This is a genomic window from Stenotrophomonas sp. 24(2023) (assembly GCF_030913365.1).
Taxonomy (GTDB): Bacteria; Pseudomonadota; Gammaproteobacteria; order Xanthomonadales; family Xanthomonadaceae; genus Stenotrophomonas.
Genome location: NZ_CP133160.1, coordinates 3561462 through 3586479, shown reverse-complemented (window position 1 = coordinate 3586479; position 25018 = coordinate 3561462). Strand labels below are relative to the sequence as shown.

Sequence of the window (25018 nt, the reverse complement as noted above, 5' to 3'; positions counted from 1 at the left end):
AGGCCAAGGCCACGATCGGTCAGTGGCTGGAAAGGGCTTCAAGCGCGGCGATATCGCCGGCCAGGTGGTCGGCGGCCGCGTGGTGTGCCGCAGACAGCGGCAGCAACGGCAGGCGCAGGTCGTGGCCGATACCGATGCGACGCAGCAGCGCCTTGACCGGGATCGGATTCGGTTCAACGCCGCAGAAGTCGTGGAACGGCTCCAGGCGTGCATCCCAGGCCTCGGTGGCCTCGAAATCGTGTGCGGCCGCCAGGTCGACCATGCGGCGGTAGGCGCCGGGCAGCGCATTGGAACCCACCGACACCAGGCCATCCATGCCGGCATGGATGGAGCGGGCAGCGGTGCCGTCATCGCCACTGAGCACGGCGAAGGCCGGGCCGCGCAGCGCCAGCAGCGCCTTGACGCGCCCGGTATCGCCCACGGCTTCCTTGATGCCGACGATGTTGGGATGGCCCGCCAGCTCGGCCACGGTCTCCGGCAGCATGTCGCAGCCGGTGCGCCCGGGCACGTTGTACAGCACCACCGGCAACCCGCCCTGGTCGGCGACCGCACGGTAATGGGCGATCAGCCCGGCCTGGGTCGGGCGCACGTAAGGCGGGGTCACCACCAGGGCGTGGCTGGCGCCCAGCGCCGCGGCGCGGCGGGTCTGCTCGATGGTCTTGGCGGTACCCGACAGGCCGGTGCCGGCAAGTACCGGCAGGCGGCCGCCGATGCGCTCCACGGCACTGGCCAGCAGCAGGTCATATTCGGCGTCGGACAGGGTGGCCGCTTCGCCGGTGGAACCGGCAACGACCACGCCATGGACACCCCCCTCCAGTTGCAGGTGCAGCAGGCGCTGCCAACCGTCGGGATCGAGTGCGCCGTCGGCCCGGAACGGGGTCGCCAGCGCGGTGATGAGGCCGGAAAGGGACAAGGACGTGCTGCTCTTGGCTGGAAAGGGGGGTCAAACGCCCGCCGCGCGGGGCCGCAGGTGCCCTGAATGTTACTTGCGGCACGAAAGCGCGGGCAAGTATGCTGGACACCGGTGGATCCCCGCCTGAGCGGGCATTCAGACTAACGCATCGCATTACCCGGAATCGCCTTGACCGACACCACCCCGCGCCCTGCGCCGAGCGAAAACCACCTCCTGATCAACGCCTACACGACGCATCCGGAGTCCCCCCTGCTGTCCGTCACCCGCCGCATCGCCGACAGCGGCTGCAACCTGGTGGACGCACGGCTGGCCACGGTTGGCCGCGATGTCTCGGTCACCGCCCTGGCCACCGGCTCGTGGGATTCGGTCGCCAAGCTGGAAGCCATGCTGACCCGGCTCGAGCGCGAGGAAGGCCTGAAGCTGGTGTGGTACCGCACTGCCGCCAAGCAGACCCAGTCCAACCTGTTGCCCTACATCGTGGAAGTGATCGCCGCGGACAAGCCCGGCATCCTGTTCCAGCTGGCCGACTTCTTCGACCGCCAGGGCATCACCATCGAGAACCTGCAGAGCACCCGCTACCGCGCCATGCAGACCGGTGCGGAAATGTTCAGCGCGCAGGTGACCATCGGCGTGCCGGCCAACATGCACATCGCGGCGCTGCGCGACGACTTCCTCGAATTCTGCGACCACCTGAACCTGGACGCGATCATGGACCCGATGAAGTTCTGAGTGGCTCTGATGCTTTTTCGCGCGTTCCTCACGGGCGCGTGGCGTTTCATGCAATTGTCGTAGAAAGAACCCAGGCTCGACAGAAGGACTCCATGAACAACGGCGATACCCTGGACAGCACCACCCTCTCCCTGCCGCTGGCCCTGTCCGGCGGCGCCCACGCCACCCTCGGCGACCATGCCGGCCAGTGGCTGGTGCTGTACTTCTACCCCAAGGACAGCACCCCCGGCTGCACCACCGAAGGCATCGACTTCAATGCCCTGCTGCCGGACTTCAGGAAAGCCGGCGCGGCCGTGCTCGGCGTCTCCCGCGATTCGGTGAAGTCGCACGACAACTTCTGTGCCAAGCAGGGCTTCGCGTTCCCGCTGGTCAGCGATGCCGACGAAGCGCTGTGCACCGCCTTCGACGTGATCAAGATGAAGAACATGTACGGCAAGCAGGTACGTGGCATCGAACGCAGCACCTTCCTGATTTCCCCCGACAGCCGCATCGTGCAGGCCTGGCGCAAGGTCAAGGTCGCCGGACATGCCGATGCCGTGCTGGCCGAACTGAAGGCCGCCCAATCCAAGTGAGCCCCCTCGCCTACTTTGTCCGCCACCACCCTGCCCTGCAGGCCGTGGTGGCTTTTCCCTGCCCGTAACCAGGAACTGACGATGACCCGAGGCAAGCGCATCTACGTGCTGGATACCAACGTGCTGATGCACGATCCCACCGCGCTGTTCAAATTCGAGGAGCACGACGTCTACCTGCCCATGCAGGTGATCGAGGAGCTGGACAACGGCAAGAAGGGCACCTCCGAAGCGAGCCGCAACGCCCGCCAGGTCAGCCGCTTCCTCAACGAGCTGGTGCAGGCCTCGGGCCTGGACAATCTGGCCGACGGCATTCCACTGCAGCGCCCGCAGGGCCTGCAGCTGCGCGGCAAGCACAGCGCCGGCAAGCTGCGCTTCCAGACCAGCCATTTCGACGCCGGCAAGAGCTTCGGCGCGGTGATCCCGGACAATGCCATCCTCGGTGCCATCCTGGCGCTGAAGGAAGAAACCCCGGAAATCCCGGTGGTGTTCGTGTCCAAGGACATCAACCTGCGGATCAAGGCGGCCATCGCCGGCATCGTGTCGGAAGACTACGAGAATGACCGCGCGCTGGACGATTTCAGCCTGCTCTACACCGGCGCCACCGAGCTGCCGGAGGATTTCTGGAAGCGCCACGGCAACGATCTGCGCAGCTGGAGCGACAAGGGCCGCACGCATTACGAAATCGAAGCGCAGGATGGCGAGGAGTGGTACCCGAACCAGTACGTCTACCTGCCCGGCGAAGACGAGGTCGAACTGCGCGTGAGCCGCGTGGTCGGCGATGGCAAGGTGGTGCTGTCGCTGGTGGATGACTACCGCCATGGCAGCCATGCCGTGTGGGGCATCAGCGCGCGCAACCGCGAGCAGAACTTCGCGCTCAACGCCCTGATGGACCCGGACATCGACTTCGTCACCCTGCTCGGCACCGCCGGCACCGGCAAGACCCTGCTGGCGCTGGCGGCTGGACTTGCGCAGACCATGGACCAGCAGCGCTACCGCGAGATCATCATGACCCGCGCCACGGTCAGCGTCGGCGAGGACATCGGCTTCCTGCCCGGTACCGAAGAAGAAAAGATGACGCCGTGGATGGGGGCGCTGACCGACAACCTGGAAGTGCTGACCCACAACCAGGAGGGCGGCGCCTGGGGCCGCCAGGCCACCAACGACCTGCTGGCCAGCCGCATCAAGATCCGCTCGATGAACTTCATGCGCGGCCGCACCTTCCTGAGCCGCTACCTGATCCTGGACGAGGCGCAGAACCTCACGCCCAAGCAGATGAAGACGCTGATCACCCGTGCCGGCCCCGGCACCAAGATCGTCTGCCTGGGCAACGTGGAGCAGATCGACACGCCGTACCTGACCGAGACCACCTCGGGCCTGACCTACGCGGTGGACCGCTTCAAGAACTGGCCGCACAGCGCCCACATCACGCTGCGCCGCGGCGAGCGCTCGCGCCTGGCCGACTATGCCTCGGAGGTGCTGTGAACCGCCCCGCCCACTGGCTGCTGCCGCTGGCCGCAGGCGCCCTGCTGGGCGCCTGCACCCCGGTCAAGGGCCCGCCCAGCATTCCCACCACCCTCAAGACCGGCCAGTCATGGGTGGTCACCCGTCCGGTCGTCGCCGCACAGGTACTGGACACCTGCTCACGCCCCAGCCCGGGGCGTGACCCGGGCCGGGTGACCGGCTACTGGGCGCCCAGCCGGCAGCAGGTGGACCAGCTGGAGACACGGCTGTCCTCGCTGGAAGCGCAGGTGCCGAAGGTGCTTGATTTCGACCGCCAGTACGTCGGCATCGAAGCGGGCGGGCGCAAGCTGGTCTACATCAACGCCTTCCACCTGCCCGACGACAACAGCATCAACCCGGCGCGTGAAGCGATCCGCGTCTGCGATGGCGGCGCGCAGTTCTGGGGCGCCCTGTTCGATCCGGCCAGCAATACCTTCAGCGAGCTGCAGTTCAATGGCGGCTTCGGCGGGCCCTGAAGGCCCGGCCGATGGGAATCCGCCTGCCCACCTGGGTCTGGATCGGCGCGGTCGCGCTCTCGTGCGTGGCCGGCATGGTGAATGTCGTCGGCTTCCTGGGCTTCGAACACCAGGCCGTCAGCCATATGACCGGCACCACCAGCCAGCTGGGCATGGCGCTGGCGCAGGGTGACTGGCGTGCCGCGCGCCATCTGTGGGCGCTGCTGATCGCGTTTTCGCTGGGCGCCATGGTCAGCGGGCTGTTGATCCAGGACAGCACGCTGCAACTGGGCCGCCGCTATGGCCTGGCACTGGCCCTGGAATCGGTGTTGCTGCTGGCAGCGATTCCCTTGTTCAAGCAGCAGCAGATCTGGGGTGCGTTGTCGGCGGCGATGGCCTGCGGCCTGCAGAACGCACTGGCGACCACGTTCAGCGGGGCCGTCGTACGCACCACCCATCTCAGCGGCATGTTCACCGACCTGGGCATCGGCCTGGGCCACCTGCTGCGCGGCCTGCCCCTGCAGGTGCGACGGCTGACCCTGAGCGGCCTGATCATCACCGGCTTCCTTGCCGGGGGCATCATCGGTGCGTGGCTCTTCGCCCACTGGCATTACGACGCGCTGCTGGCACCGGCGCTGCTGACCGGCCTGGCCGGCGTAGGCTATGTGCTGTTCCAGCAATGGATACGCTGGCGGCACCGGTAGCGCCAGGCCACGTTGGGACGCGTTCCGGACGGGTGCGCGCGGCCACGGCCCATCCACGCATGGCGTGGATCTACGGCACGGTGGCGCCAGGCCACGCCTGGCGGCTTTCCACCGACGGGCACGCCCCGCCCTACCCCTGCCGCAGGGACCACGGCACAATCGGGGCATGAGCCCGACCACTCCCGTTTCCGCCCTGACCATCGCCGGTTCCGATTCCGGCGGTGGCGCCGGCATCCAGGCCGACCTGAAGGCCTTCGCCGCCCATCGCGTGCATGGCCTGTCGGCGATCGCCGCACTGACCGCGCAGAACACCCGTGGCGTGACCGCCGTGCACGTGCCGCCGATCGACTTCCTGCGGGCGCAGATCGATGCGTGCTTCGATGATTTCCAGATCCACGCGGTCAAGCTGGGCATGCTGGCCAACGCCGAGGTCATCCATGCCGTGGCCGATGCGCTGGAGCGCTACCGCCCACCACAGGTGGTGCTGGATCCGGTGATGGTCGCCACCAGCGGTGCCAAGCTGCTGGAAGACAGCGCGCTGACGGCTCTGCGCGAGCGGCTGCTGCCGTTGGCCACGCTGGTTACGCCCAACACGCCGGAAGCCGAACTGTTGGTCGGCCACCGCATTGCCAACGCCGACGATGCCGAGCGCGCGGCCGCCACGCTGCTCGACCGGGGGGCGGGCGCGGTGCTGCTCAAGGGCGGCCACCTGCAGGAAGGCAGCCGCGTGGTGGATCGCTTCTTCGACGGCGTCAGCAGCGAGGAATTCATCCATGCGCGCCTGCCGGTGGATGCACACGGCACCGGCTGCACGCTGGCCTCGGCCATCGCCGCGCAGCTATGCAACGGGCTCAGCGTGGCCAACGCCTGTGAGGCGGCCATCGATTACGTGGCGCGCGGCCTGCAGCAGGGCTACACGCCCGGGCGCAGCGAGGTCCTGGTGCTGGACCACTTCGGCGCCGCGCCGCACGCATGAACGACATGCCGCAGAGCGCGGGGCCCCGCATGCTTCCCGTCACCAGCGGCGATGGCCACCGCTTCGACCTGATCGCCGCCGTGCCCGATGCACCGCAGGCACGCCTGTTGTGGCTGCCGGCGCTGGGCGTGGCCGCGCGCCACTACCTGCCGCTGGCCCAGGTGCTGGCGGCCCAGGGCATTGCCGTGTACCTGCACGAATGGCGCGGCAACGGCAGCAGTTCACTGCGCCCGTCGCGTGCGCAGGACTGGGGTTACCGGCAGATCCTTGAACAGGACCTGCCGGCCAGCCAGGCCGTGCTGGCCAACGCGGACACCGATGGGACCGCACTGCCCTGGATCATCGGTGGCCACAGCCTGGGCGGGCAGCTGGCCTGCGTGCATGCCGGCCGCCATCCCGCGGCCTTCCACCGCCTGTGGCTGGTGGCCAGCGGCACGCCCTACTGGCGCAGCTTCCCTCCACCGCGTGGCTGGCTGCTGCCGCTGTTCTACCGTTTCCTGCCCTGGCTGGCCCGCCGCCAGGGCGTGCTGCATGGGCGCCGGCTGGGCTTTGGCGGCACCGAAGCACGCGGCCTGATCGCCGACTGGGCCCGCGTGGGGCTGAACAACCGATACGCCGCTGCAGGCATGAGCGAAGACCTGGAAGCACAACTGGCCCGCGTGCAGGGCACGGCCCAGGCCGTACTGATGGCCGATGACTGGCTGGCACCGCCCGGCTCGATGCAGGCCCTGGTGGACAAGCTGCAGCAGGTCGATGCACAGATCACCGTGCTGTCGGCCGCACGGCTGGGCACGCCTGCCGATCACTTCGCGTGGATGAAAGCGCCGGACGCCGTGGCCGACGTACTTCTTCATTCAGTTGAATAAATATCTTCACAAAAACGTTGACGAACCCGGCGTTCATCCGCATAATTCCGCTCCTGTCGCAGGGCGCCCGTAGCTCAGCTGGATAGAGTACCTGGCTACGAACCAGGCGGTCGGGAGTTCGAATCTCTCCGGGCGCACCATCGACAGACCATTGCAGTACGCAGTAAACCGCGCGCCCGTAGCTCAGCTGGATAGAGTACCTGGCTACGAACCAGGCGGTCGGGAGTTCGAATCTCTCCGGGCGCGCCATTTTTGATGCAGGGTTCTTTGCGGAATCCTGTGGCAGTAGAAAAACCAAGTTTGTAATGCGCGCCCGTAGCTCAGCTGGATAGAGTACCTGGCTACGAACCAGGCGGTCGGGAGTTCGAATCTCTCCGGGCGCGCCAATTACACCGAACAGCAGGCCTTGGCCTGCTGTTTTTTTTTGCGTGATGCTTGCTTCCTGTAGAGCCAGGCCATGCCTGGCTGATGCTCGATCGCGCGGGATGGCACAGGCATCCACGCATGGCGTGGATCTACAACACCGTCGCCCCCATCCGCCGCGGCGTGGATCTACGCCTCGGCCATCGCCTGCCACCACTGGGCCAGCAGGCCCGGCCGGCGCAGGCGTTCACGCCACCAGCGCAGGGCGGCGCCCTCCTCGCCGGTGCGCCAGGCCAGCCAGAACGTTTCCTCCGGCTTGTGCTCCTCCACCTCGCGGATCACCAGTTGGCCACGTGCCACCGCCGCACGCGCACAGGGTTCGGGCAGGAAACCGAAACCCAGCCCGGCACGCTGCAGGTGCAGCTTGCTGGCCATGTCCGGCACGGTCAGCGTTTCCTGCCCCATCAGCAGGCCGACCGTGCGCGGCAGCAGTCGGCGCGCTGAATCGGCCACCGCGATCGCACAATGCTCGGCCAACTGCTCGCGCCCCAGCACGCCCGGTACCGACGCCAGCGGATGCTGTGGCGATACCGCGAACACGAAACCGATGCTGCCCATCGGTTCGACCACGTAGCCGCCCCCGCTGGGCCCCTCGCCTGCGGCCCCGACCAGCAGGTCCGCGCGCCGGTCCAGCAAGGCTTCCCAGGTCCCTGACAGCGCCTCGCCGATCAGCCGCAGCCGGGTGGGAGCGGCGGCAGCGCGGAACGCGGCGATCTCCCCGCCCAGCAGCCCGATCGGAAACATCGAGTCCACCGCCAGGGTCAACTCGGCTTCCCAGCCGGAGGCTACGCGCCGCACCCGCATTTCCAGATCGCGGGCGGCGCGCAGCAGGTGGCGCCCCTCCTCCAGCAGCGCACGCCCGGCGGCGGTCAGTTCCGCGCGCGGACCGACCCGATCAAACAGCTGCACCCCCAGATCCTCCTCCAGCCTGGCCACGGTGTAGGAAATGGTCGAGGGCACCTTGTGCAGGGCCTTGCCAGCGGCCGCAAACGAGCCACGGCGGTCAATGGCATCCAGGATCTGCAGGGCATCGAGGCTGAGCTTGAGCATTCGAAATTTTCGATGATGGCTGTCAAAACTATCCGTTTTTCAAACCACGGGCGCAAGCGGATACTTCTCCGCAACGGGGAAACAGGGCCAATAACCTTCAGGCCACCCCATCGAAACCATCGAACAAGGAGAATCCTCATGCTGCAGATCCGCAAGAGCGCTACCCGTGGCCTGGCCGAGCATGGCTGGCTGTCCTCCCGCCATACCTTCTCCTTTGCCGGCTACTACGACCCGCGCCATGTCAGCTTCGGGCCGCTGCGGGTGATCAACGAAGACAAGGTCATCGGCGGCCAGGGCTTCGGCACCCACGGGCACAGCAACATGGAAATCATTTCCTACGTGCTGGATGGCGCGCTGGAGCACAAGGATTCAATGGGCACCGGCTCGGTACTGCGCTACGGCGATGTGCAGCGCATGAGTGCCGGCAGCGGCGTCACCCATAGTGAATTCAACCACTCGCCCAGCGAGCCGGTGCATTTCCTGCAGATCTGGATCTTCCCGGAAACCGAGAACATCGCCCCGTCCTACGAGGAGCGCCACTTCGCACCGGAGGCCAAGCGCGGCCAGCTGCGTCTGGTCGCCTCGCCCGATGGCACCGACGGTTCGCTGCGCATCCATCAGGATGCCCGCATCTATGCCACCATTCTCGATGGCCCGCAGGTGCTGCACCACGCACTGGGCGCCGGCCGTGGCGCGTATGTGCAGGTGGCCCGTGGCCAGCTGCAGGTCAACGGCATCACGCTGGAGGCCGGCGATGCACTGCAGGTCAGCGACGAGGCGCAGCTGACCCTGGAAAACGGCAATGGCGCCGAAGTGCTGGTGTTCGACCTGCCGCTGTAAGCGGCGCATTGCCCGCCGCCGCGGACAGGAACGGCAAGGCCGCTCCTGTCCGTGCCGCCGCCTGTCAGAAGCGGTAGTTCACCGTCAGCCGCACGTTGCGTGGCTCACCCCAGGTGTAGGTGCTGTACCAGCTGAAGATGGTGTAGTACTTCTTGTCCAGCAGGTTGTTGACGTTCAGCGTGGCCGACAGCCGGTCGTTGAATTCGTACCGGGTCATCGCATCGAACAGCCAGTACGGCGTAGCGCTCATCCCAGCGCCCGACGCGCAGCGAACTACTGCCCTTGAAGTGCCGCCCGGCTGCTCGAGAATCAGGTTGATCGTTGATCTCATATCATCGACACCAGCCAGCACACCAGTGGCGCACTTGAGCACTTCGACGAGACCATAGCTCGCGACGGGATTGACCAGAGCCCCTACCCCTCCACCTGAGCTTTACCACCCAATTACTATAGAAAATTCCCCCCCACATTTCCCGACCCAGCAGCCAGCGCAGACTTGGACATTCGCGCGTATGGGAATCCATTCTTCTCTGCGAAAATCCATGAAAACCCAGGTCACATGGAAATTCGTGACAGCGTATGGCTCCAGAGCGATTTTGGCACCGATAGACGCTTCAAACTCAGTAACCGGTCACGTCGATCACCATTGCCGCCGCTCTGGAACTTCTGACGGAAGATCCCATACCAGGACGTGGCAACTGGAATTGTCCACTATGGTATGGGAAGCGGCCCCAGGAGAGCTGAGCTCCGGATATCGCATACCCGAACTGCTCGGCATCATCGATATAGAACCAAGGTCCCGGCGCGCTGGGGTTGCCAGGATTGGGCGGTGATGGGGCCAGCCTGCGTTCGTTGAAGAAGGCCGCGCTGGCATGGGCAACGGCGTAGGTGCGACCAGGGACAAGATCAGCGCTTCCAGGCTGATCCGTCATCTGGTTCTGAAAGAATCCGTCTACGCGCATGTAACGACCGTCGCTATCGAAAGTTGCCTCGCCTTGCGCGTTCCGCATCACCACCAATCCAGTTCCCGGCAATCGTGCGGCAGGCACATCGAATATGAAATATGTGCCCTGCCTCCCCCCCGCTGCACTTGCAGCCGATACATGCCATGTGTGCGTATTGTCCAACCTTGTATACGCTACAACCGTATGGAAGTACGGAAACTGTAGCGCCAGCATTGGTGGATAGGGCGAATTGGAGGTATAGCTGATAGTTCCAAACCGCGCACCCACGCTCGTCGTACCGGACAAGACGAAAACCCCTTGCTCGGCCACGCACAAATTAACGTACTCATCATCAATCAGCACAGTACTACTATCGTTTTTGATCCTAATAAATGCCATAGGTAATCCTGAAAGGCGTCGAAGTACCGGCCCATGACAGCGTGGCCCCCGCAACACTCACTGCCGGCGCTGGAACCAGCATGGCTGTTGAGTCGGTGGCGATGTAAAACCATGGAGATCCGTCTAGAAAGCCTGGCACCTGTATTGATTCATTGAACGTCCCGGTGGTTACAGACCCAAGCACCTTTGCAACCTTACGGCTTAGGTCAAGCTGCAATGAGCCGTCAGCGTTTCTTAGAATGAACCTAGGCATGCTCAGAGCCCGATTTCGACACGAGCCACGCCATTCGAGTCGCGCAGAATCCACTCCCTGCCGGTGAAGCGCGACGAACCCGATCCGTCCGCAGCGTTGAACTCGGCAACGCCTCCCTTATCCAGACGCCAGAGCGGCCTACCCTGAGAATCAATCGCATTCGACTTGACTTCGCTTCCGATCATTGCATTGGTAATCCAAGCATCTCCGATCAGCGCCTGGCTTATGAACGTCTGTCCTCCGTGAATCACGAAGGGGCTGGTCACATTGCCGTTGATCACATTGACCAGCGCAAAGCGATCTGCCTGGAACAGGATCTGACTCTGAAAACTGCCATCAGGCTGGTTCTCGATACCGATACCCATACCGGCAGCGTAGTACTGACCATTGGCGTTGATCTGCAGCTTCAGGTTCCATGAAGCAGAGATCCTGCCTTTAAGATCGGCTACGGCCTGCGTGTTTTGCTCAACCATAGCGCCCGTTTCGCCAACAGTGACCTCGGTGGTCTCCACCCGCTTGGACAGCGCATAGTCACCGCTAGCAACGATCGACAGGGTCGTAATCGTGCCGGCAAAAGATGTCTCATCGCCAGCATTCCAGTCGTCATCTCCGGCATGTTCAGCGCTGTGCTGCGCCACCAAGCCGCTTACCTGCTGGCCTACCGCGGCCACCTTGCCATCCACCTCTGTTGCGCGCAGATCCAACTGGTCCACCCGCCGGATTAACGAACCTGCGTCTGTGACAGCCTGGCCAACATCCAGCCACTTTGTACCGGGTGGCGTCTCGTTGCCGCTACCTGGCCCTTTCCATTGCCAGATGCGGCCGTTGTGGACCACGGTCTGTCCGGGTTCGTAGGCCCCTCCCACGGTCCACACCAGTGGCACCAGCCCGCTGATGCTGCCGATTTTGGACTGCAAACTCTTGCCCAGCGCGCTCTCGCTGATCTTGCCGACGAAGTAGGCATCATAGTCGGACTGCTTGGAACTAGCCTCACCCATGACTCCAGTACTGGCCGGGTACCACGGACCGATGTTGCCGCTGCGGTCCACCAGACGGCCCCAGAAGTAGAACCGTACACCGGCAGCCAACCCGTCCAATTGCAGGCGATTCTGTGGATAGGCGTAATCGCCCAACTTCACTGCATCGACCCGGTTCGGGCCAGTGCTGCGCCAGATTTCAGTACGCTCAGTATCGGTAGCCCCAGGTGGGAAGGCCCAGCCCAGCGCAATCGCGAACGGCAGCGGCGTGGTCGTGAGCGAAGCCAACGCTGGCGGCAACGTGGTCTTGCCAGCGATGGTAGTCAGCGGGCTCAGGGCAGGCTGCGATATCGCACCGACAGCGTTGATCCCCCGCACGCGCGCCAGATACTGTCCGGAATAGACACCCCGCACCTCGATGCTCTGCGTAGATACCCTGCCTGCCCGAACCCAGTCAAGATCACCACGGCGCCATTCCACGTCGTAGGCGATAGCCTTGTCGGCCTGTTCCCAAGCGATCGTCAATATATGCGTGGCAATGCCCTGATCGATAATTGAATGCGCAGACAGCTTCACACTGGCGGGAGGCAACTGCACACTGGGCGGAATGATGCTGACAGGCGGCAGCTCGATCCGCGTGCCGTCATCGATGGCCGCGAATTTCCCAGGCACATGCTTCAGGCCTACCACGTTGTAAGTGGCCCCATCATCACTCTCGGTGATTGACATGACCCTGAACAGCTGCAACACCAACTCCGGCGATTCCATGGCCCAGGTGGATTCCGCCACCGGTAAGGCTGACCAGGGCACGGTCAATCGCACCTCGTTGCCGGTGATGGCCTGAATGGTCCGGGTCTCGGTGCGACCGTTGGGCAGGGTCGCGTGCAACGTATGGCCGGCGGCGGCCCCGTCGGGTACACGGTCCACGACCAGCGTGCTTGCGCCCGCGCTACGTGCCCGCCCGCCCATGCGGCGCCCGGTCTTGTCTGGATCCGCTACACGTATGACATCCCCTACGGACACGCGCAGCGCGTCCAGCCCCACCGAAAACGCCACCGTCTCGGTTTCCAGCCCCTCGCTTACCAGAATGTGGTTGCCGATGCGCTGCGCTTGACCTCGACTGTGGCAACCGAAGGCAATCACGCTAGTACTGTTGATGCCATAGCGCGCAATCCCACTGCGCAGCTGTACAGCCTCCACCTTCTGCCTGCCGAAGTCATCCGGGTCGGTCCAAGACACCTGAGCAACCGTATGACGCGAACGACGTGAGGTGCCCTCGTAGGTGAAGCGCCCCGCCACCACGTTAGCCTGGGTATAGGTGAACGCCGGATCGCGCGGCATGTCTGCCGAGGCAAGCACCTGGCCGGCGGCATAGAAGCTGATGCCCCGGAACATGCTCGCCATGTCCTGTAACACCCGGAAGGCATCAACCTCTGTCTGCAGATACAAGCTGCATGTGAAGCGCGGCTCCATGCCCCCCATGCCGTCACTCACCAACTGGTCACAGTACCGGGCAATTGCATACAGGTTCCATTTGTCCACATAAGCTTGCGGGATGCGATGGCCAAGGCCGAAACGGTCATTGGTCACGATGTCGTAGAAAACCCAGGCCGGGTTATTCGTCCAAGCAGCCTTGAACGTTCCATCCCAGGAACCGGTATAGGTACGCGTCATCGGGTCATAGTTGGTCGGCACTTGGATGATACGGCCCCAGATGCGGTAGGCCGTGGTCGGCTTGCTTTGGAACTGGCTAGCATCTACCTGCACTGCGGCGATGGCGCAATTCGGATACCGCAACTTCGCATCAATCACTTCCGTCAGTGAAACCACCGTGACTGTATCAGCGATAGTGCTGCTGTTGGCGTTGGGCGTCAGGCGCCGGATTCGCACCTGCCACTGGCTCCCCTCTGGCAGATCGATGCGATGGCTACGCTCATAAGGGGTAGTGGTCTTACCCGAGAACGCTGCAGTCAATATAGTGGTGAAGGGACCGTTATTGGTGGACAGATCGATGGCATAACTGATGCTATACCCATCAATCTCGCCATTGCTGGAATTTATCTTCTGCAATGCGGGCACAGCCAGGCGCACACGTACTGCTGACAGCGATACGCCGGAAATGGACCGGGTCACTGGGGTATTGCTTCGCAGCTCCACATTGACCGGAACCTCATTCTCTACAGAAGGGAAGCCCGGGATGGATGTCTGCTCCTGAGTGCCGGCGCGGGTGTCCACGCGCACGTTCTGAAAGTTCAGGCCGCCATCGGCGTTCTGGATCGGCACCTGGTCCAGGTAGATGGACTGGTTACCAGCAACCAGCCCGCGGATTTCACCCTCACTAATCAGGTCCAACACACGGGCATAGGACATCGAGCGTAGCGAATCGGGGGCCTCGACTGGTTCGCGGCCTTTGCTCTGTCCCTTCTTCGCACCAACGATGGGAAGCTTGCGCATCACAGTTGCGCTCGGCGGGGTCATGTTCAAAGCTGGTCCTCCGCGTAGATACCACCGCTGATGATGGCCGACCCCACCATCATTCCCTTGGTGTCGTGCCCACCGTAGGCGAGCGGCACCGGGCCGCCCTGCGCCTGCGTGTTGACAGTTCCATTCATGCTGTAACTGGGCTGGTTCTCAGGCTTGTCTTTGCTACCCACCCCCTTGGGTACAGGCGCCAGCATCTGGGAAACACCGCCCAACGCCAGAGCCACACCCATGTTGGCAGCGGCAGACCAGGCAGCGAGAGCAAAGCCTGCAGCGCCAATGGTCATGTACGTCGCAACAGCCCAGAGCGCCGCGCCAACGATGGTCTGCAGTGCGCCACCTTTTGCCCCAATCAGCACCGGTGCGATCTTGATCACCTCGGAGCCCGGCGGATCTAGCAACTGCTGCTCGCTGATGTTCTGCCGACCAATGAAGACAACAAACTGTACACCTTTGCCTTCAGCCTCCAGCAAGTACTGTTGAAACCCTTCATGCAGCACACCCAACGCGCGCACAGCCTCAGCGGTGTTGGCCACGGCCAAGCGGTGCTCACGCCCAAAGCGGCGGCCCAACTCTCCATACAGGCGAATCGTGCGCATGCGCTCAGTCATGGCGCACCTCACTATGGCGCACGATGTAGCGGGTCCGTTCGGCCCACATCCCACCGTAGACGGTCTTCTCTGACAGGCGTCCGTACAGGTGGTGCAGCATCAGGTCATCGCCCAGATAGACCCCGGCATGGTTCGGCACCGGTGATCTCACCTGCATCAGGATCATGTCCCCACGCTGCGGCTGCCCACTGATCAACTCGAAGCCCTCGGCACGCAGACGCTCCAAACTATAGAGATCCTGGCCGGTATCCCACCAGCCATCATCACGTTGGTACTGAGCCAGCTGGACGCCCAGTTCACGCGCGTAGAAGTCACGCACCAGGCTGTAGCAGTCCAGCACTCCATGAGCGAATTGCCGCCCCTCCAGCGGCGCTACATAACCACAGGGCTCAATCGTCTGCACATCAGCGCAGGCCGGGGCCTCACCGGCCACCTGCCCCACGCTGACGATATGCCACGGCAGGCCGCTGGCTTCGCACATAACCCGGTCGGCATCCGATGCCGCGGCCGAAGCATCCGGGTGGCTGTGCACCACCGCCAGCACCTCGCCCTGGTCTTCCGCTGCTGCATAGTCTTGCGCCGGCAGCTGGAAGTGATCGGAGGGCTTGGTCGCGGTGTTGCTGCAGGGAATGTAGGCCTCGCCGGAAGCGGCGGCCACGATCAGGCCGCAGCACTCACGCGGGTACTCAGCCAGGGCATGTGCCTGGATGGCATACAGGGTGCTCTTTTCCATCGGGTTTCTCACTAAAAAGCCCGCACTGGGCGGGCTGTGGTTATGCAGCAGCAGGGGAGCGACTGGATCAAGTGCGGATCAAGCCGGCTGCGGGAAAGCCGCCATAGGGAAGCTCACTGTCTTGGCCGAACCGCCGCTGGCAACTGCGAACAAGGCCGGCACACACGTCCTGACTTGGGTCACTTGTCGGATTGTCGTTAATATCAAAACAGGCAGCGCCGGAATAGCCACAGTATGGTCCCCGGTAGCCACCTCGTAATACCCAGGTGCATAGGTTGGACATAATCTGCCGGCCGGGTAACACCTCACCATTTAGATCGATAGCAGTGGCCAGTTCGAATTCCACTACTTCCTTGGTTTCAACCACCTTGCGCTCGATGAACCACAACTCATCCGGAAAGAACTCGTCGGGATCGGCAGTCGGATTGAAGCCACCTACAACGGGTTGCGCTCCCGTAGCAATGAAGAAGCCCTGAGGTGCCACTGCATTTTCGATCTGGATACCGTAAGCCACCACATCGGCGCCCACCACGACCGAATCAGGTCCGATGCTGGCAGTCGTGCTGATACCGTCCTTGTTAAGCACGACCTTGAACACCACCTTACGCACGCCACCACCGACATCATCTTGCGAAAGGATGGTCGTCACGCCTGCGGTCGAGGTGTTCACCGAAAACACGCTGGATCCGGTTCCGGTCACGATTGAATAAACCACACCACCGACGGTAGCGTGATTGAGGCTGACCCGTGCCCTGCTTGACGTACCCAGCCGCAGGTATGCGGTAACGATGACGGTATCGCCGGCTGCGAAGCCCACGGCCCCGGCTGTCGTGACACGGTGCCAGCTGGCACCCGCACTGGCATAGCTCACGGGGTAGAACGTCACACCTTCGATCACCTGCGGTGCCAGGCTGATGCCCGTGCCGCTACCTTCATAATTCCAGCGGAAGCCTCCGTTTATGCCACCGGGATTATTGCTCCAGCGTATGCGGTTCTCACCTGGAAAACTGGCTGCATCGAGGTACTTGACCAGCGTCTGCCGGCGGGTCAGGCGCGCTCCCACAAGATCCCCGTATAGCTGGCACATAACGCCGATACGGCCATCGATGTTGCTCACCCTCAGCCGCGGGGCGGGCTGCTGATCGCTGGTCCTAGCAAACCCGGACGCCTCGACGGGCCATGCACCGTACTGCTGGCCCTGCCACCAGATTACCCCGCTTTGCAGGTGCTGGTGGAACCGAAGCTGATCGGCCCCAATGGGCGTTGCATCCAGCTCAAACAAGGTCACCCGGCCGCCCGGCTCCAGCTGCTGTGCATCAGCGGTGATCATTCCAGTACCGCCGTGCTGCCGTCATCGCCCAGTGGGATCCCTAGCGGACTTGGCCAGTTGAATGCACTCGGCTGCGGCAGCAGCGCCCGAACCGGCTCCCAGGCCTCAATCCCGGGCGGTGGATCGGCTACCAGCGCCTCCAGGGCCACATTCACCGCATCGCGCCAGGCAATCATGGCCCGGGCCTCGGCGCGGTAGCGCTGCACCTCGCTGTTGAAGTAGCTGCAGCAGCTCTCGATCGTGTCGTAGCGCCGCTCCCGCACCCAGGCCGTCATCCATTCCCAGGCCGCAGCCCGGATCGCCTGGTAGTGCTGCGGGGTGTGCGGCAGATAAAGCGGCGGCACCGGCAGTGGCACGCCGCCCCCATCCAGCCATACCTGGTAGTCGTCCCACAGCCGGTGGCTGCGCGGGATCTCGGCACCGGTGTCCTGGCACCGGATCACATCGGGGTTGGTAGTCAGCTGATACATGATCAAATCTCCGAATCGGCCACCCAGTGGCCGGCAGCAAGGTAGGAAGAACCAACCGTCAGGCCAGAACCCATGTCGATCTGGACGCCGAAGCCGCTGGCGTTGAAGCCGATAGCCGTAGCGTTCCCACGCGCCCAGGCGGTGCCGTTGAACAACGCCCAGAAGGCGGTGCCAGCCGTGACCGCCGCCGACGTGTAGAGCGTCAAGGCCGGAACGGCCCGCTTCTTCACCCGGAACAGGATCCGCGCGGTGCGGGCCTGGCCGGTAGAGAACGCCCCGGCGATCGTGTCGCCGGCGGCAGCGCCGCCGCTCGGAGCAACGCCAAGATTGAAGCTCGTCTCGAAGTAGGCCTGGCACAGCATCAGCTCCAGCGCCTGCGGCCGGGCATCGAACACCGTTGCGTTCGTCCCGCGCTCCAGCTGCGGTCGGCTGTAGGTCGCAGCGGTGGCCATCAGCTGCACGGTCATGTTGCCGCTACCCGAAGGGGTGATGGTCACACCGCGCCGGCCGCTGCCGGCGGTGATGGTGCCGGTCACACCACCTACGTTGACCGTGACCGCAGCACTGGGGTTTTCCACGCTGATGGTCAGCGGCTGGCCCCAGGCCATGTCCGGGGCCTCAATGACCTGCTGCAGCGGCCCGCTGGTGTGCGTGAACACGCCCGTGGTGGCGCTGATCGCCACGTTGCAGCCGCCAGTGCCGGCCTTCCAGCGGTCGTAACCGTACACCCCGGCCGTCAGCACACCGCCGGCGAATCCGCGCTGATTGATCGGCACGCCGCAGTTGATCAGCATGTTCCTGCCACCACTGGCATTGAGATCGTGCACCAGCGGATAAATCTCGGCGAAGTTGTCGTTGACTTTCTGCGCCATCAATCGTGCGGGGTCGCCCTTCTTCCCATTTGACTGAATGGTGTCGATATCGATGATTTGGCGTGCCATGAAAAATCCTTAAACCCTGAAATTTTTATTGAATGTCGCATTGAGGTCGGTCCAGACCTTACTGGTGCGAATCGGAGTGTGCATCGCATTACCACAGGCACAACCGAGAGGGAGCAGCCTAGGCAAACCAAATATCCACATAGGTTCTGGGACAGAGGGCTGCCTGTGCGATCTGCTGCTTAGTGGTGACGAAACGGTGTGTTGGATGAAAATGGTGTGGTCATTTTTCATGTGGTGTTTTGCCGGAAATGAAAAAGGCCACCTCGCGGTGGCCTGTAAGCTCGGCACCATCCAGGCTCGGGTCAGCCCGTATGGCATTGTTTACTGCTGACCTGCCGCAGTGACGGCACCCCACGTATGAGTCACGGAAACGCAATACCCGAAACCATAACCAAAGCCAGGCACCAACAAAAAAGCCCCCGGCTTACGCCGAGGGCTTCTATGTCATCGTTGCACATATCATCAGCCTCCGGTGTGCACCTGTCAAGCCGTTTTTCTGGCAGCAACTGGAGGAAAAAGAAGCAACGGGTCGTACCACCGTTCAGCATACTAAGTTCAATAGTCTACCCGGCCCCGGCTCAGCCGCGTGCCGGTGCCACCGGTGCCACCGGCCGGTCCTGCTTGAGCGCCATCAGGTTGGCTTCGGCCGGCATTTCCGGCGAGGGGCAATGGCGCGTGCCACGGTGGTCGCTGGCCAGCCAGTCATCGACCACGCCGCCCAGCAGATCCAGCCGCAGCGGCAGGGTGATGTGGTCTTCCCCGCGCATTTCGATGTAGTGCACGCGTGGGCTGGACAACGCCAGTTCGCGCCCCTGCGCCACGGGAATGTGCTGATCGTTGTCGCCGTGCATCAGCAGCACGCAGGCGCGCGTATCGGCCAGCGCACGGGTTACGTCCACGGCATCCAGGTCCAGGTCCAGCCGCCGGCTGGCATCGGTGATGACCGCATTGATGTCCTGGCTGCCATAGCGCCAGCGTGCATAGCCGGCCACCGCCTGCGCCATCCAGCCGTCGGGCCGCAGCGACATCAGGTGCGGGATCATCGTGCGGATGGCGGCACCGGCATTGGCGAACGATTCCATCGCCACCACGCCGGTCACCTGGTCGCCCAGCTTGTCGGCGGTGAACAGCGCGGTAGCCGCACCGTAGGACACGCCGAACAGGTACAGCGGGCCGGTCACTTCCCCGCGTGCACGCAGGGCGCTGATGACATCGACCACATCATCCGACTCGAACGTGCCGTAGCCGGAGGGCCCATGCCCGGAATGGCCATGGTTGCGCAGGTCGATGGCCACCACGCGGTAGCCGGACTGCGCCAGCTGCAGCGACCAGGGCAGCATCGCATCGCCGTTCATCATCCAGCCGTGCAGGACCACCACGGTGCCACGCGGGGCCTGGGGCTGGAACGGCTGCGGCAGGTCCAGGCTGAGCCCGGTGTCCAACGGCCGGCCCGCGTCGTGGCGCTGCGGCAGGTAGTGGTAGCTCAGGCCATAGTTGCCCGGATCGAACACGCGCCAGAAGATCGGCACGCCGTCGCGGCCAGGCACCGTGCCATTGCGGTGCGGCACGCGCGCGACAGCCTCGGCGATGCGCGACTGGTCCAGCAGCGTGGACACGCCGCCGGGCGCGACCAGGCGGTCGGCCAGCGAGGTGGAGGACGAGGATGAGGTCGAGCAGGCAGCCAGCCACAGGCCGGCACCCGCCAGCAGGAGCAGCAGCAGGCGCTTCATGGCGATCCGAAAAGGGGGGGAAACGAACAGTGGGCCCAGCCTAGCGGCCACGGCCGGGGCCATCTATCGCAGACAGATGACGCCTTGATGACACCGCAGGAACGATTCAGCTTGGTCGTGGTGGCGCGCATGACGCGATTGCCCCTCCCAGCGCCGGCCATCGCAGGTCACCAAGCCCGGCATGACAAGGCCCGCACCGGCGGATTGATCCGGATCAACACCGCCGCTCCCGCCCGGACCTAGGGTGCACGCATGCGTACCTCCTTCAAATATGTCCTGGCACTGGCCACTGCCGTGGCCGCCGCCTATGGCATCGCCCGCAGCACGCCCTACTGGTTCGTTCCCCGCCAGGACGCCACGGTGGACATCCACGACCCGGCATTGATCGCCCGTGGCCAGTACCTGGCGCGGGCGGCCGACTGCGCGGCCTGCCACACCGCGCCTGGCGGACGGCCCTTCGCCGGCGGACTGGGCATGCAGACGCCGATGGGAACCCTGTACGCCACCAACATCACCCCGGATGCACAGACCGGCATCGGCCGCTACGACTACGCCGATTTCGAGCGCGCCGTACGCCGGGGCATCCGCCGTGACCAGCAGCCGCTGTACCCGGCCATGCCCTATGTGTCCTACATGATCGCCAGCGACGAAGAGATCAAGGCGCTGTACGCCTACTTCATGGGCGCCGTGAAGCCGGTGAAGCAGGACAACGCCGACAGCACCATCCCCTGGCCGGCCAACCTGCGCTGGCCGCTGTCCTGGTGGCAGCTGCTGTTCGCGCGGCCACGCACGTTCACGCCCGATCCGTCGCTGGACGCCGGCCAGCAACGGGGCGCGCAGCTGGTCGAAGGGCTGGCCCATTGCGGTGCGTGCCATACGCCACGCGGCATGGCCTTCCAGGAAAAGGCACTGGCCGATGATGGCAGCGGCCATTTCCTGTCCGGCTCGGTGCTGGAGGGGTGGTACGCCAAGAACCTGCGCAACGAGGCCACCGGCCTGGCCAGCTGGAGTGAAGCGGAGATCGTCGATTTCCTGCGCACCGGCCGCACCGGCCGTACCGCCGCCTTCGGCGGCATGGCCGAGGTGGTGGAACACAGCACCCAGTACCTCAGCGATGCCGACCTGCTGGCCATGGCGCGTTACCTCAAGCAGCTGCCACCCCGCCAGGGGCGCAGCACAGCCTGGACGCCAGGGCCGGACACCACCACCGCCGCACTGCGCAGCGGCGACTACCAGGTGACCGGCGCCCTGGCCTATGCCGAACACTGCCAGGCCTGCCACCGGGCCGACGGCCGCGGCATGCCGCGCGTCTATCCGGCACTGGCCGGCAACTCCATCGTCTTCGCCGACGATGCCAGCTCCCTGGTGCAGGTGACGCTGGCCGGTGGCCGCATGCCACAGACACCACACGACACCATGGCATTTTCGATGCCCGGCTTCGCGCACCTGCGCAATGAAGAGCTGGCGCGCATCCTGACCTTCATCCGCAACAGCTGGGGCAACCATGCCAGCCCGGTGAGCAAGGAAGAGGTCGCGCGCATGCGCGCGGTGGTGCGCGACAGGCCTGCCCCTGTCCTGCCAGTGGAGGATCAGCCATGACGCGCCGGCCGATGATGCGATGGGCCGTCGCCCTGGCCGGTGGGGCCCTGCTGGCCGCACTTGCCGTGGCCGGCTATCGCCACCTGTACCCGGATTTGGATGCGCCGATGGCGCGCACGATGGCCATCCTCGACGCCCGCGGCACCGTGCTGGGCCAGTACCGCACGCCCAGCGCCGAGGAGATCCGTGGCCTGCCCAACGCCGATTCGGTGATGCTGGGCCGGCGCCTGCTCAACGAGACCGCGCGCCTGCTGCCGGACAACGTGGGCAACGCATTGAACTGCAACGCCTGCCACATGGCCGAAGGCAAGCGCCCGCTGGGCAACCACTACCTCAATGCCGGAAGCCGCTACCCACGCTACATGCCGCGGCCCGGCCGCGAGATCGACCTGGCCGACCGCATCAACGGCTGCCTGCAGCGTTCGATGAATGGCCGCCCGCTGGCCAAGGACGCACCGGCCATGGTGGCCATGCTGGACTACATGCACTGGCTCAACCGGGGCCTGGTACCGGGCAGCCGTGTGGCCGGGCTGACCGAGGGCCCGATCGACAGCACGCTGTCGCCGGACCCGGCGCGCGGGCAGGTGCTGTACGCCGCCCAGTGCGCCGCGTGCCATGGTGCCCAGGGCGAAGGCCAGCGCGACGCCAGCGGTGACATGGCCTTCCCGCCCCTGTGGGGGGATGACAGCTTCAACATCGGTGCCGGCATGGCGCGCCTGTACAAGGCCGCCGCCTTCGTGAAGCACAACATGCCGCCGGCCGCCACCCTGGAGCCGCCGCTGGGCCAGGCCGTGATGGCCGACCAGGATGCGGTGGACATCGCCGCCTACTTCACGGCCCAGCCACGGCCGGACTTCGCCGGCAAGGGCAAGGACTGGCAGCACGACCCGAAGCCGAAGGATGCCCGTTACTGAATGCGCAGGTGCCAGCGCAATCCCGCGGACACCCGCGTGCAGCGGTAAATCGAGGATTTTGATCGATCCAAATACTTGACCGATTCCGGCAACCGCCGTGACGCTGAGCGCCCGTTCGGCACTGTGCAGGACCGCTGAACACAAACGTCACGGATGTGTCATTGCCGCTGCCGAGACTCGCGCCTTTCCCCTCCACAGAAAGGCCTGTGTCAATGCGTACGTTTGGTCGTTTGCCCCGTGTCTCCCTGCTCGCCCTGATGCTCGCCCCGGTGCTGGACGCCATGGCCGAAGCCCCCGCCGCTGCCCCGGATGCGGCCGCCGCAGAGACCCGCTCGCCCGACGCACGGACGCTGGACCAGGTGGAAGTGATCGGCCAGGCCACCAGCTACGCCAAGACCTCGGTGCGCCAGGAATCGCTGAACCGCCAGCACGTGCAGAGCAGCGTCAACGACGCGCTGAACGAAGTGCCCGGCGTGGTGGTGACCGAAGCCGACCCGACCGGCTCGTCGGTATGGGGCACGCAGATCAGCATGCGCGGCTTCACCACCAACCGCGATACGCAGCAGATCGGCACCACCATCGACGGCCTGCCCAACGGGGGCTCCAGCTACGGCGGCGGTTCGCTGGCCAACCGCTACATCGACACCCTGGACCTGGAAACGGTGGAAGTCAGCCAGGGCACCGCGGACATCTCCTCGCGCTCCAACGAAGCGCTGGGCGGCACGCTGAACTTTCTCACCGCCGACCCGCTGCAGGACAAGCGCCTGCGCATGGTGGTCGGTGCCGGCGACAACGATGCCCGCAAGTACTACGTGCGCTATGACACCGGCGTGCTGGGCGGCAACACCCGCGCCTGGGTCAGCGCCTCCTCGGCACGCGGCAACGACTGGATCGACGGCAGCGGCCACACCCGCAACGACCGCATCGCCGGCAAGTTCGTCAGCGAACTGGACAAGTGGACGCTCACCGGCTACCTGTCCTACGACGATACCGACGAACCGGAATACACCTCGGTCACGCCCGAGCAGTTCGCCACCAACCCGGACAACGACAACCTGACCGGCAAGCTGACCGGCATCCCGTACCTGGACCAGAACTTCCGTTCCGGCTCGCGCGCGCTGCGCAAGAACACCTTCGGCTACCTGCGCGCCGCCTTCGATGGCGACAACGGCTTCAAGGCCTCCGTGGCCGCCTATGGCCACCACATGGAAGGCCGCGGCGACTGGATTCCGCCGTACCTGGTGCAGGTCAACCCGGATGCAGCGGGCACCCCGGCCACCGAGCTGTCCAGCGGCAAGACCGTCTACGGCGGCAGCAACCTCGGCCAGATCTACTTCGTGAACCCCGACGGCAGCATCGCCAAGCCGATCGCCGGCTGCACCCCGCGCACCGGCTTCAGCGCCGAGTACGACCCGAACTGCTACGCCAGCAACGTGCACGGCGTGCAGTCCTACCGCCACAGCCACTACGACAACGACCGCATCGGCTTCACCGCCGACGTGGAATGGCGCCAGACCTTCGGCGCCATCGACAACACCATCCGCGGCGGCCTGTGGTATGAGAAGTTCGACCGCAGCGTGACCCGCGACTGGCACCGCCTGCTCAACCCCGGCACCGACATCTCCTTCGACCACGTGCCGTACTGGGTGCAGTACAAGGACAACTACTCCACCGACGAGCAGATGTACTACGTCGAGGACGTGGCCCGCTTCGGCGCGTTCAGCGCGCGCGTGGGCGTCAAGCAGTTCTTCGTGGACCAGTCGCGCAGCCGCGTGATCGGTGCCAACGAGAACGTCGATTCCGATTCCAAGTCCGATCCGCTGGTGTCGGCCGGCGTTACCTGGGCCCCGCCGATCCAGGGCGTTGAACTGTTCGCCGGCTATTCGCAGAACTATGCCGCCATCCCCTCCACCGTGCTGGGCGAGACCGACCCGGTGCGCTTCCGCAACGTCAAGCCGGAAACGGCCGACAACATCGAGCTGGGCGTGCGCGTGAGCCGCTGGCCGCTGACCGCGGCAGTCACCCTGTACAACATCAAGTTCGACAACCGCATCGTCTACCTGCCGGCCAGCTTCGTGCACGGCATCGACTACCTCAACGAAACCGACGGCGTGTACGAGAACTTCGGTGGCGTGGAGAGCAACGGCGTGGAAGCCACCCTGGGCTATGGCTGGGACAACGGCTGGCGCCTCAATGGCTCCTACACCTACAACCGTTCCAAGTACCTGGGCAGCGGCGATACCGCACGCGATACCCAGCTGGGCATCGTCGATGGCGCCATCGTGATCGGCCAGCCCAAGCAGATCTTCGTGGTGTCGGCCGACTGGCAGGGCGAGAACTGGAACTTCGGCCTGTCCGGCCGCTACCTGGGCTCGCGTTACCTCAACGCGTCCAACACCGCCAGCGTGCCGGCGGTGACCACCTTCAACGCCAACATCGGCTTCGACCTGCAGGGCCTGTCGCCGAAGCTGAAGGGCATGGGCGCCAACCTGGTGGTCAGCAACCTCACCAACAAGCATTATCTGGCAGGCGTGGACGGCAGCGACAGCGCCTTCATCGGTGCACCGCGGACCGTCGGCGTTTCCCTTCGCGTAGACCTGTGAGTGAC

21 protein-coding genes, 3 tRNA genes and 1 pseudogene are annotated in these 25018 nt (G+C 64.6%); 14 read left to right on the top strand and 11 right to left on the bottom strand.

Annotation, left to right across the window (positions count from 1 at the left end; translation table 11 throughout):
- Positions 1-19: 19 nt before the first annotated feature.
- Positions 20-913 carry a 4-hydroxy-tetrahydrodipicolinate synthase gene (dapA, locus tag Q9R17_RS16380; RefSeq protein ID WP_308155645.1) on the bottom strand — a complete coding sequence of 298 codons (894 nt, stop codon included), beginning with the start codon at positions 911-913 and terminating at the stop codon, positions 20-22.
- A 168-nt stretch (positions 914-1081) separates the two neighbouring features.
- Here dapA and Q9R17_RS16375 point away from each other — a divergent pair, with 168 nt between their 5' ends.
- From Q9R17_RS16375 to Q9R17_RS16330, 10 genes and pseudogenes are all read left to right on the top strand, one after another.
- The gene (locus Q9R17_RS16375; RefSeq protein WP_308155644.1) at positions 1082-1642 is read left to right on the top strand and encodes a glycine cleavage system protein R; all 561 of its coding nucleotides are present in this window, start codon (positions 1082-1084) and stop codon (positions 1640-1642) included.
- Positions 1643-1734: 92 nt separating this feature from the next.
- On the top strand, positions 1735-2214 hold the full coding sequence (locus Q9R17_RS16370; protein ID WP_308155643.1) for a peroxiredoxin: 480 nt from the start codon (positions 1735-1737) through the stop codon (positions 2212-2214).
- Between the two features lie 81 nt (positions 2215-2295).
- Complete coding sequence (locus tag Q9R17_RS16365; protein ID WP_308155642.1) at positions 2296-3696, top strand: PhoH family protein; 1401 nt, start codon at positions 2296-2298, stop codon at positions 3694-3696.
- Positions 3693-4190, top strand: coding sequence for a hypothetical protein (locus Q9R17_RS16360; RefSeq protein WP_308155641.1), 498 nt, complete (start codon positions 3693-3695; stop codon positions 4188-4190). The genes Q9R17_RS16365 and Q9R17_RS16360 overlap by 4 nt, the downstream gene beginning before the upstream one ends.
- Before the next feature lie 11 nt (positions 4191-4201).
- Positions 4202-4873, top strand: coding sequence for a YoaK family protein (locus tag Q9R17_RS16355; protein ID WP_308155640.1), 672 nt, complete (start codon positions 4202-4204; stop codon positions 4871-4873).
- A gap of 166 nt (positions 4874-5039) precedes the next feature.
- Positions 5040-5849, top strand: coding sequence for a bifunctional hydroxymethylpyrimidine kinase/phosphomethylpyrimidine kinase (thiD, locus tag Q9R17_RS16350; protein ID WP_308155639.1), 810 nt, complete (start codon positions 5040-5042; stop codon positions 5847-5849).
- Between the two features lie 5 nt (positions 5850-5854).
- Positions 5855-6788: pseudogene (locus tag Q9R17_RS16345) on the top strand (alpha/beta hydrolase).
- Positions 6779-6855: transfer RNA gene (locus Q9R17_RS16340), tRNA-Arg, on the top strand. The pseudogene Q9R17_RS16345 and the gene Q9R17_RS16340 overlap by 10 nt, the downstream one beginning before the upstream one ends.
- A gap of 32 nt (positions 6856-6887) precedes the next feature.
- Positions 6888-6964, top strand: a tRNA-Arg gene (locus tag Q9R17_RS16335).
- Positions 6965-7024: 60 nt separating this feature from the next.
- Positions 7025-7101: transfer RNA gene (locus Q9R17_RS16330), tRNA-Arg, on the top strand.
- Between the two features lie 166 nt (positions 7102-7267).
- On the opposite strand, the gene Q9R17_RS16325 is transcribed toward Q9R17_RS16330, so the two are convergent.
- Positions 7268-8188, bottom strand: coding sequence for a LysR substrate-binding domain-containing protein (locus Q9R17_RS16325; RefSeq protein ID WP_308155638.1), 921 nt, complete (start codon positions 8186-8188; stop codon positions 7268-7270).
- Positions 8189-8326: 138 nt separating this feature from the next.
- Between Q9R17_RS16325 and Q9R17_RS16320 the strand changes: the two genes are divergently transcribed.
- Positions 8327-9028 (top strand): pirin family protein, encoded by a 702-nt coding sequence (locus Q9R17_RS16320; protein WP_308155637.1) that lies wholly within the window; start codon positions 8327-8329, stop codon positions 9026-9028.
- Positions 9029-9092: 64 nt separating this feature from the next.
- On the opposite strand, the gene Q9R17_RS16315 is transcribed toward Q9R17_RS16320, so the two are convergent.
- The 9 genes from Q9R17_RS16315 to Q9R17_RS16275 all read right to left on the bottom strand — a co-directional run bounded on the left by Q9R17_RS16315 (position 9093) and on the right by Q9R17_RS16275 (position 19897).
- Positions 9093-9278, bottom strand: a complete 186-nt coding sequence (locus Q9R17_RS16315) for a hypothetical protein (protein WP_343238806.1) — start codon at positions 9276-9278, stop codon at positions 9093-9095.
- Positions 9279-9648: 370 nt separating this feature from the next.
- On the bottom strand, positions 9649-10371 hold the full coding sequence (locus tag Q9R17_RS16310; RefSeq protein ID WP_308155636.1) for a hypothetical protein: 723 nt from the start codon (positions 10369-10371) through the stop codon (positions 9649-9651).
- A gap of 255 nt (positions 10372-10626) precedes the next feature.
- A complete protein-coding gene (locus tag Q9R17_RS16305; RefSeq protein ID WP_308155635.1) occupies positions 10627-14079 on the bottom strand; it encodes a host specificity protein J in 3453 nt (1150 codons plus the stop codon).
- 2 nt (positions 14080-14081) lie between these two features.
- The gene (locus Q9R17_RS16300) at positions 14082-14693 is read right to left on the bottom strand and encodes a tail assembly protein (RefSeq protein WP_308155634.1); all 612 of its coding nucleotides are present in this window, start codon (positions 14691-14693) and stop codon (positions 14082-14084) included.
- Positions 14686-15426, bottom strand: a complete 741-nt coding sequence (locus Q9R17_RS16295) for a C40 family peptidase (protein ID WP_308155633.1) — start codon at positions 15424-15426, stop codon at positions 14686-14688. Before Q9R17_RS16295 ends, Q9R17_RS16300 begins: the two co-directional genes overlap by 8 nt.
- A 67-nt stretch (positions 15427-15493) precedes the next feature.
- Complete coding sequence (locus Q9R17_RS16290; RefSeq protein WP_308155632.1) at positions 15494-16756, bottom strand: phage minor tail protein L; 1263 nt, start codon at positions 16754-16756, stop codon at positions 15494-15496.
- Positions 16753-17226, bottom strand: a complete 474-nt coding sequence (locus Q9R17_RS16285) for a hypothetical protein (RefSeq protein ID WP_308155631.1) — start codon at positions 17224-17226, stop codon at positions 16753-16755. The genes Q9R17_RS16290 and Q9R17_RS16285 overlap by 4 nt, the downstream gene beginning before the upstream one ends.
- 2 nt (positions 17227-17228) lie before the next feature.
- Entirely contained in the window at positions 17229-18167 is a 939-nt protein-coding gene (locus tag Q9R17_RS16280; RefSeq protein WP_308155630.1) for a hypothetical protein, read from the bottom strand.
- A gap of 578 nt (positions 18168-18745) precedes the next feature.
- Complete coding sequence (locus Q9R17_RS16275; RefSeq protein WP_308155629.1) at positions 18746-19897, bottom strand: alpha/beta fold hydrolase; 1152 nt, start codon at positions 19895-19897, stop codon at positions 18746-18748.
- Between the two features lie 252 nt (positions 19898-20149).
- On the opposite strand from Q9R17_RS16275, the gene Q9R17_RS16270 reads away from it, so the two are divergent.
- The 3 genes from Q9R17_RS16270 (at position 20150) to Q9R17_RS16260 (ending at position 25013) form a co-directional block, all read left to right on the top strand.
- Entirely contained in the window at positions 20150-21496 is a 1347-nt protein-coding gene (locus tag Q9R17_RS16270) for a cytochrome c (RefSeq protein ID WP_308155628.1), read from the top strand.
- An 11-nt stretch (positions 21497-21507) separates the two neighbouring features.
- Positions 21508-22410: a c-type cytochrome gene (locus tag Q9R17_RS16265; protein WP_308155627.1), complete on the top strand. Its 903-nt coding sequence runs from the start codon at positions 21508-21510 to the stop codon at positions 22408-22410.
- Positions 22411-22622: 212 nt separating this feature from the next.
- Positions 22623-25013 (top strand): TonB-dependent receptor, encoded by a 2391-nt coding sequence (locus Q9R17_RS16260; protein WP_308155626.1) that lies wholly within the window; start codon positions 22623-22625, stop codon positions 25011-25013.
- Positions 25014-25018 lie beyond the last annotated feature (5 nt).

Excerpts from the sequence above, each read along its gene's own strand:
- Q9R17_RS16300 (WP_308155634.1), bottom strand. The coding sequence starts at position 14,693 with ATGACTGAGCGCATGCGCACGATTCGCCTGTATGGAGAGTTGGGCCGC.
- Q9R17_RS16325 (WP_308155638.1), bottom strand. The coding sequence starts at position 8,188 with ATGCTCAAGCTCAGCCTCGATGCCCTGCAGATCCTGGATGCCATTGAC.
- Q9R17_RS16290 (WP_308155632.1), bottom strand. The coding sequence starts at position 16,756 with ATGATCACCGCTGATGCACAGCAGCTGGAGCCGGGCGGCCGGGTGACC.
- Q9R17_RS16265 (WP_308155627.1), top strand. The coding sequence starts at position 21,508 with ATGATGCGATGGGCCGTCGCCCTGGCCGGTGGGGCCCTGCTGGCCGCA.
- Q9R17_RS16295 (WP_308155633.1), bottom strand. The coding sequence starts at position 15,426 with ATGGAAAAGAGCACCCTGTATGCCATCCAGGCACATGCCCTGGCTGAG.
- Q9R17_RS16305 (WP_308155635.1), bottom strand. The coding sequence starts at position 14,079 with ATGACCCCGCCGAGCGCAACTGTGATGCGCAAGCTTCCCATCGTTGGT.
- Q9R17_RS16365 (WP_308155642.1), top strand. The coding sequence starts at position 2,296 with ATGACCCGAGGCAAGCGCATCTACGTGCTGGATACCAACGTGCTGATG.
- Q9R17_RS16370 (WP_308155643.1), top strand. The coding sequence starts at position 1,735 with ATGAACAACGGCGATACCCTGGACAGCACCACCCTCTCCCTGCCGCTG.
- Q9R17_RS16315 (WP_343238806.1), bottom strand. The coding sequence starts at position 9,278 with ATGAGCGCTACGCCGTACTGGCTGTTCGATGCGATGACCCGGTACGAA.
- Q9R17_RS16355 (WP_308155640.1), top strand. The coding sequence starts at position 4,202 with ATGGGAATCCGCCTGCCCACCTGGGTCTGGATCGGCGCGGTCGCGCTC.
- Q9R17_RS16320 (WP_308155637.1), top strand. The coding sequence starts at position 8,327 with ATGCTGCAGATCCGCAAGAGCGCTACCCGTGGCCTGGCCGAGCATGGC.
- Q9R17_RS16260 (WP_308155626.1), top strand. The coding sequence starts at position 22,623 with ATGCGTACGTTTGGTCGTTTGCCCCGTGTCTCCCTGCTCGCCCTGATG.
- Q9R17_RS16280 (WP_308155630.1), bottom strand. The coding sequence starts at position 18,167 with ATGGCACGCCAAATCATCGATATCGACACCATTCAGTCAAATGGGAAG.
- Q9R17_RS16275 (WP_308155629.1), bottom strand. The coding sequence starts at position 19,897 with ATGAAGCGCCTGCTGCTGCTCCTGCTGGCGGGTGCCGGCCTGTGGCTG.
- Q9R17_RS16310 (WP_308155636.1), bottom strand. The coding sequence starts at position 10,371 with ATGGCATTTATTAGGATCAAAAACGATAGTAGTACTGTGCTGATTGAT.
- Q9R17_RS16270 (WP_308155628.1), top strand. The coding sequence starts at position 20,150 with ATGCGTACCTCCTTCAAATATGTCCTGGCACTGGCCACTGCCGTGGCC.
- Q9R17_RS16285 (WP_308155631.1), bottom strand. The coding sequence starts at position 17,226 with ATGTATCAGCTGACTACCAACCCCGATGTGATCCGGTGCCAGGACACC.
- thiD (WP_308155639.1), top strand. The coding sequence starts at position 5,040 with ATGAGCCCGACCACTCCCGTTTCCGCCCTGACCATCGCCGGTTCCGAT.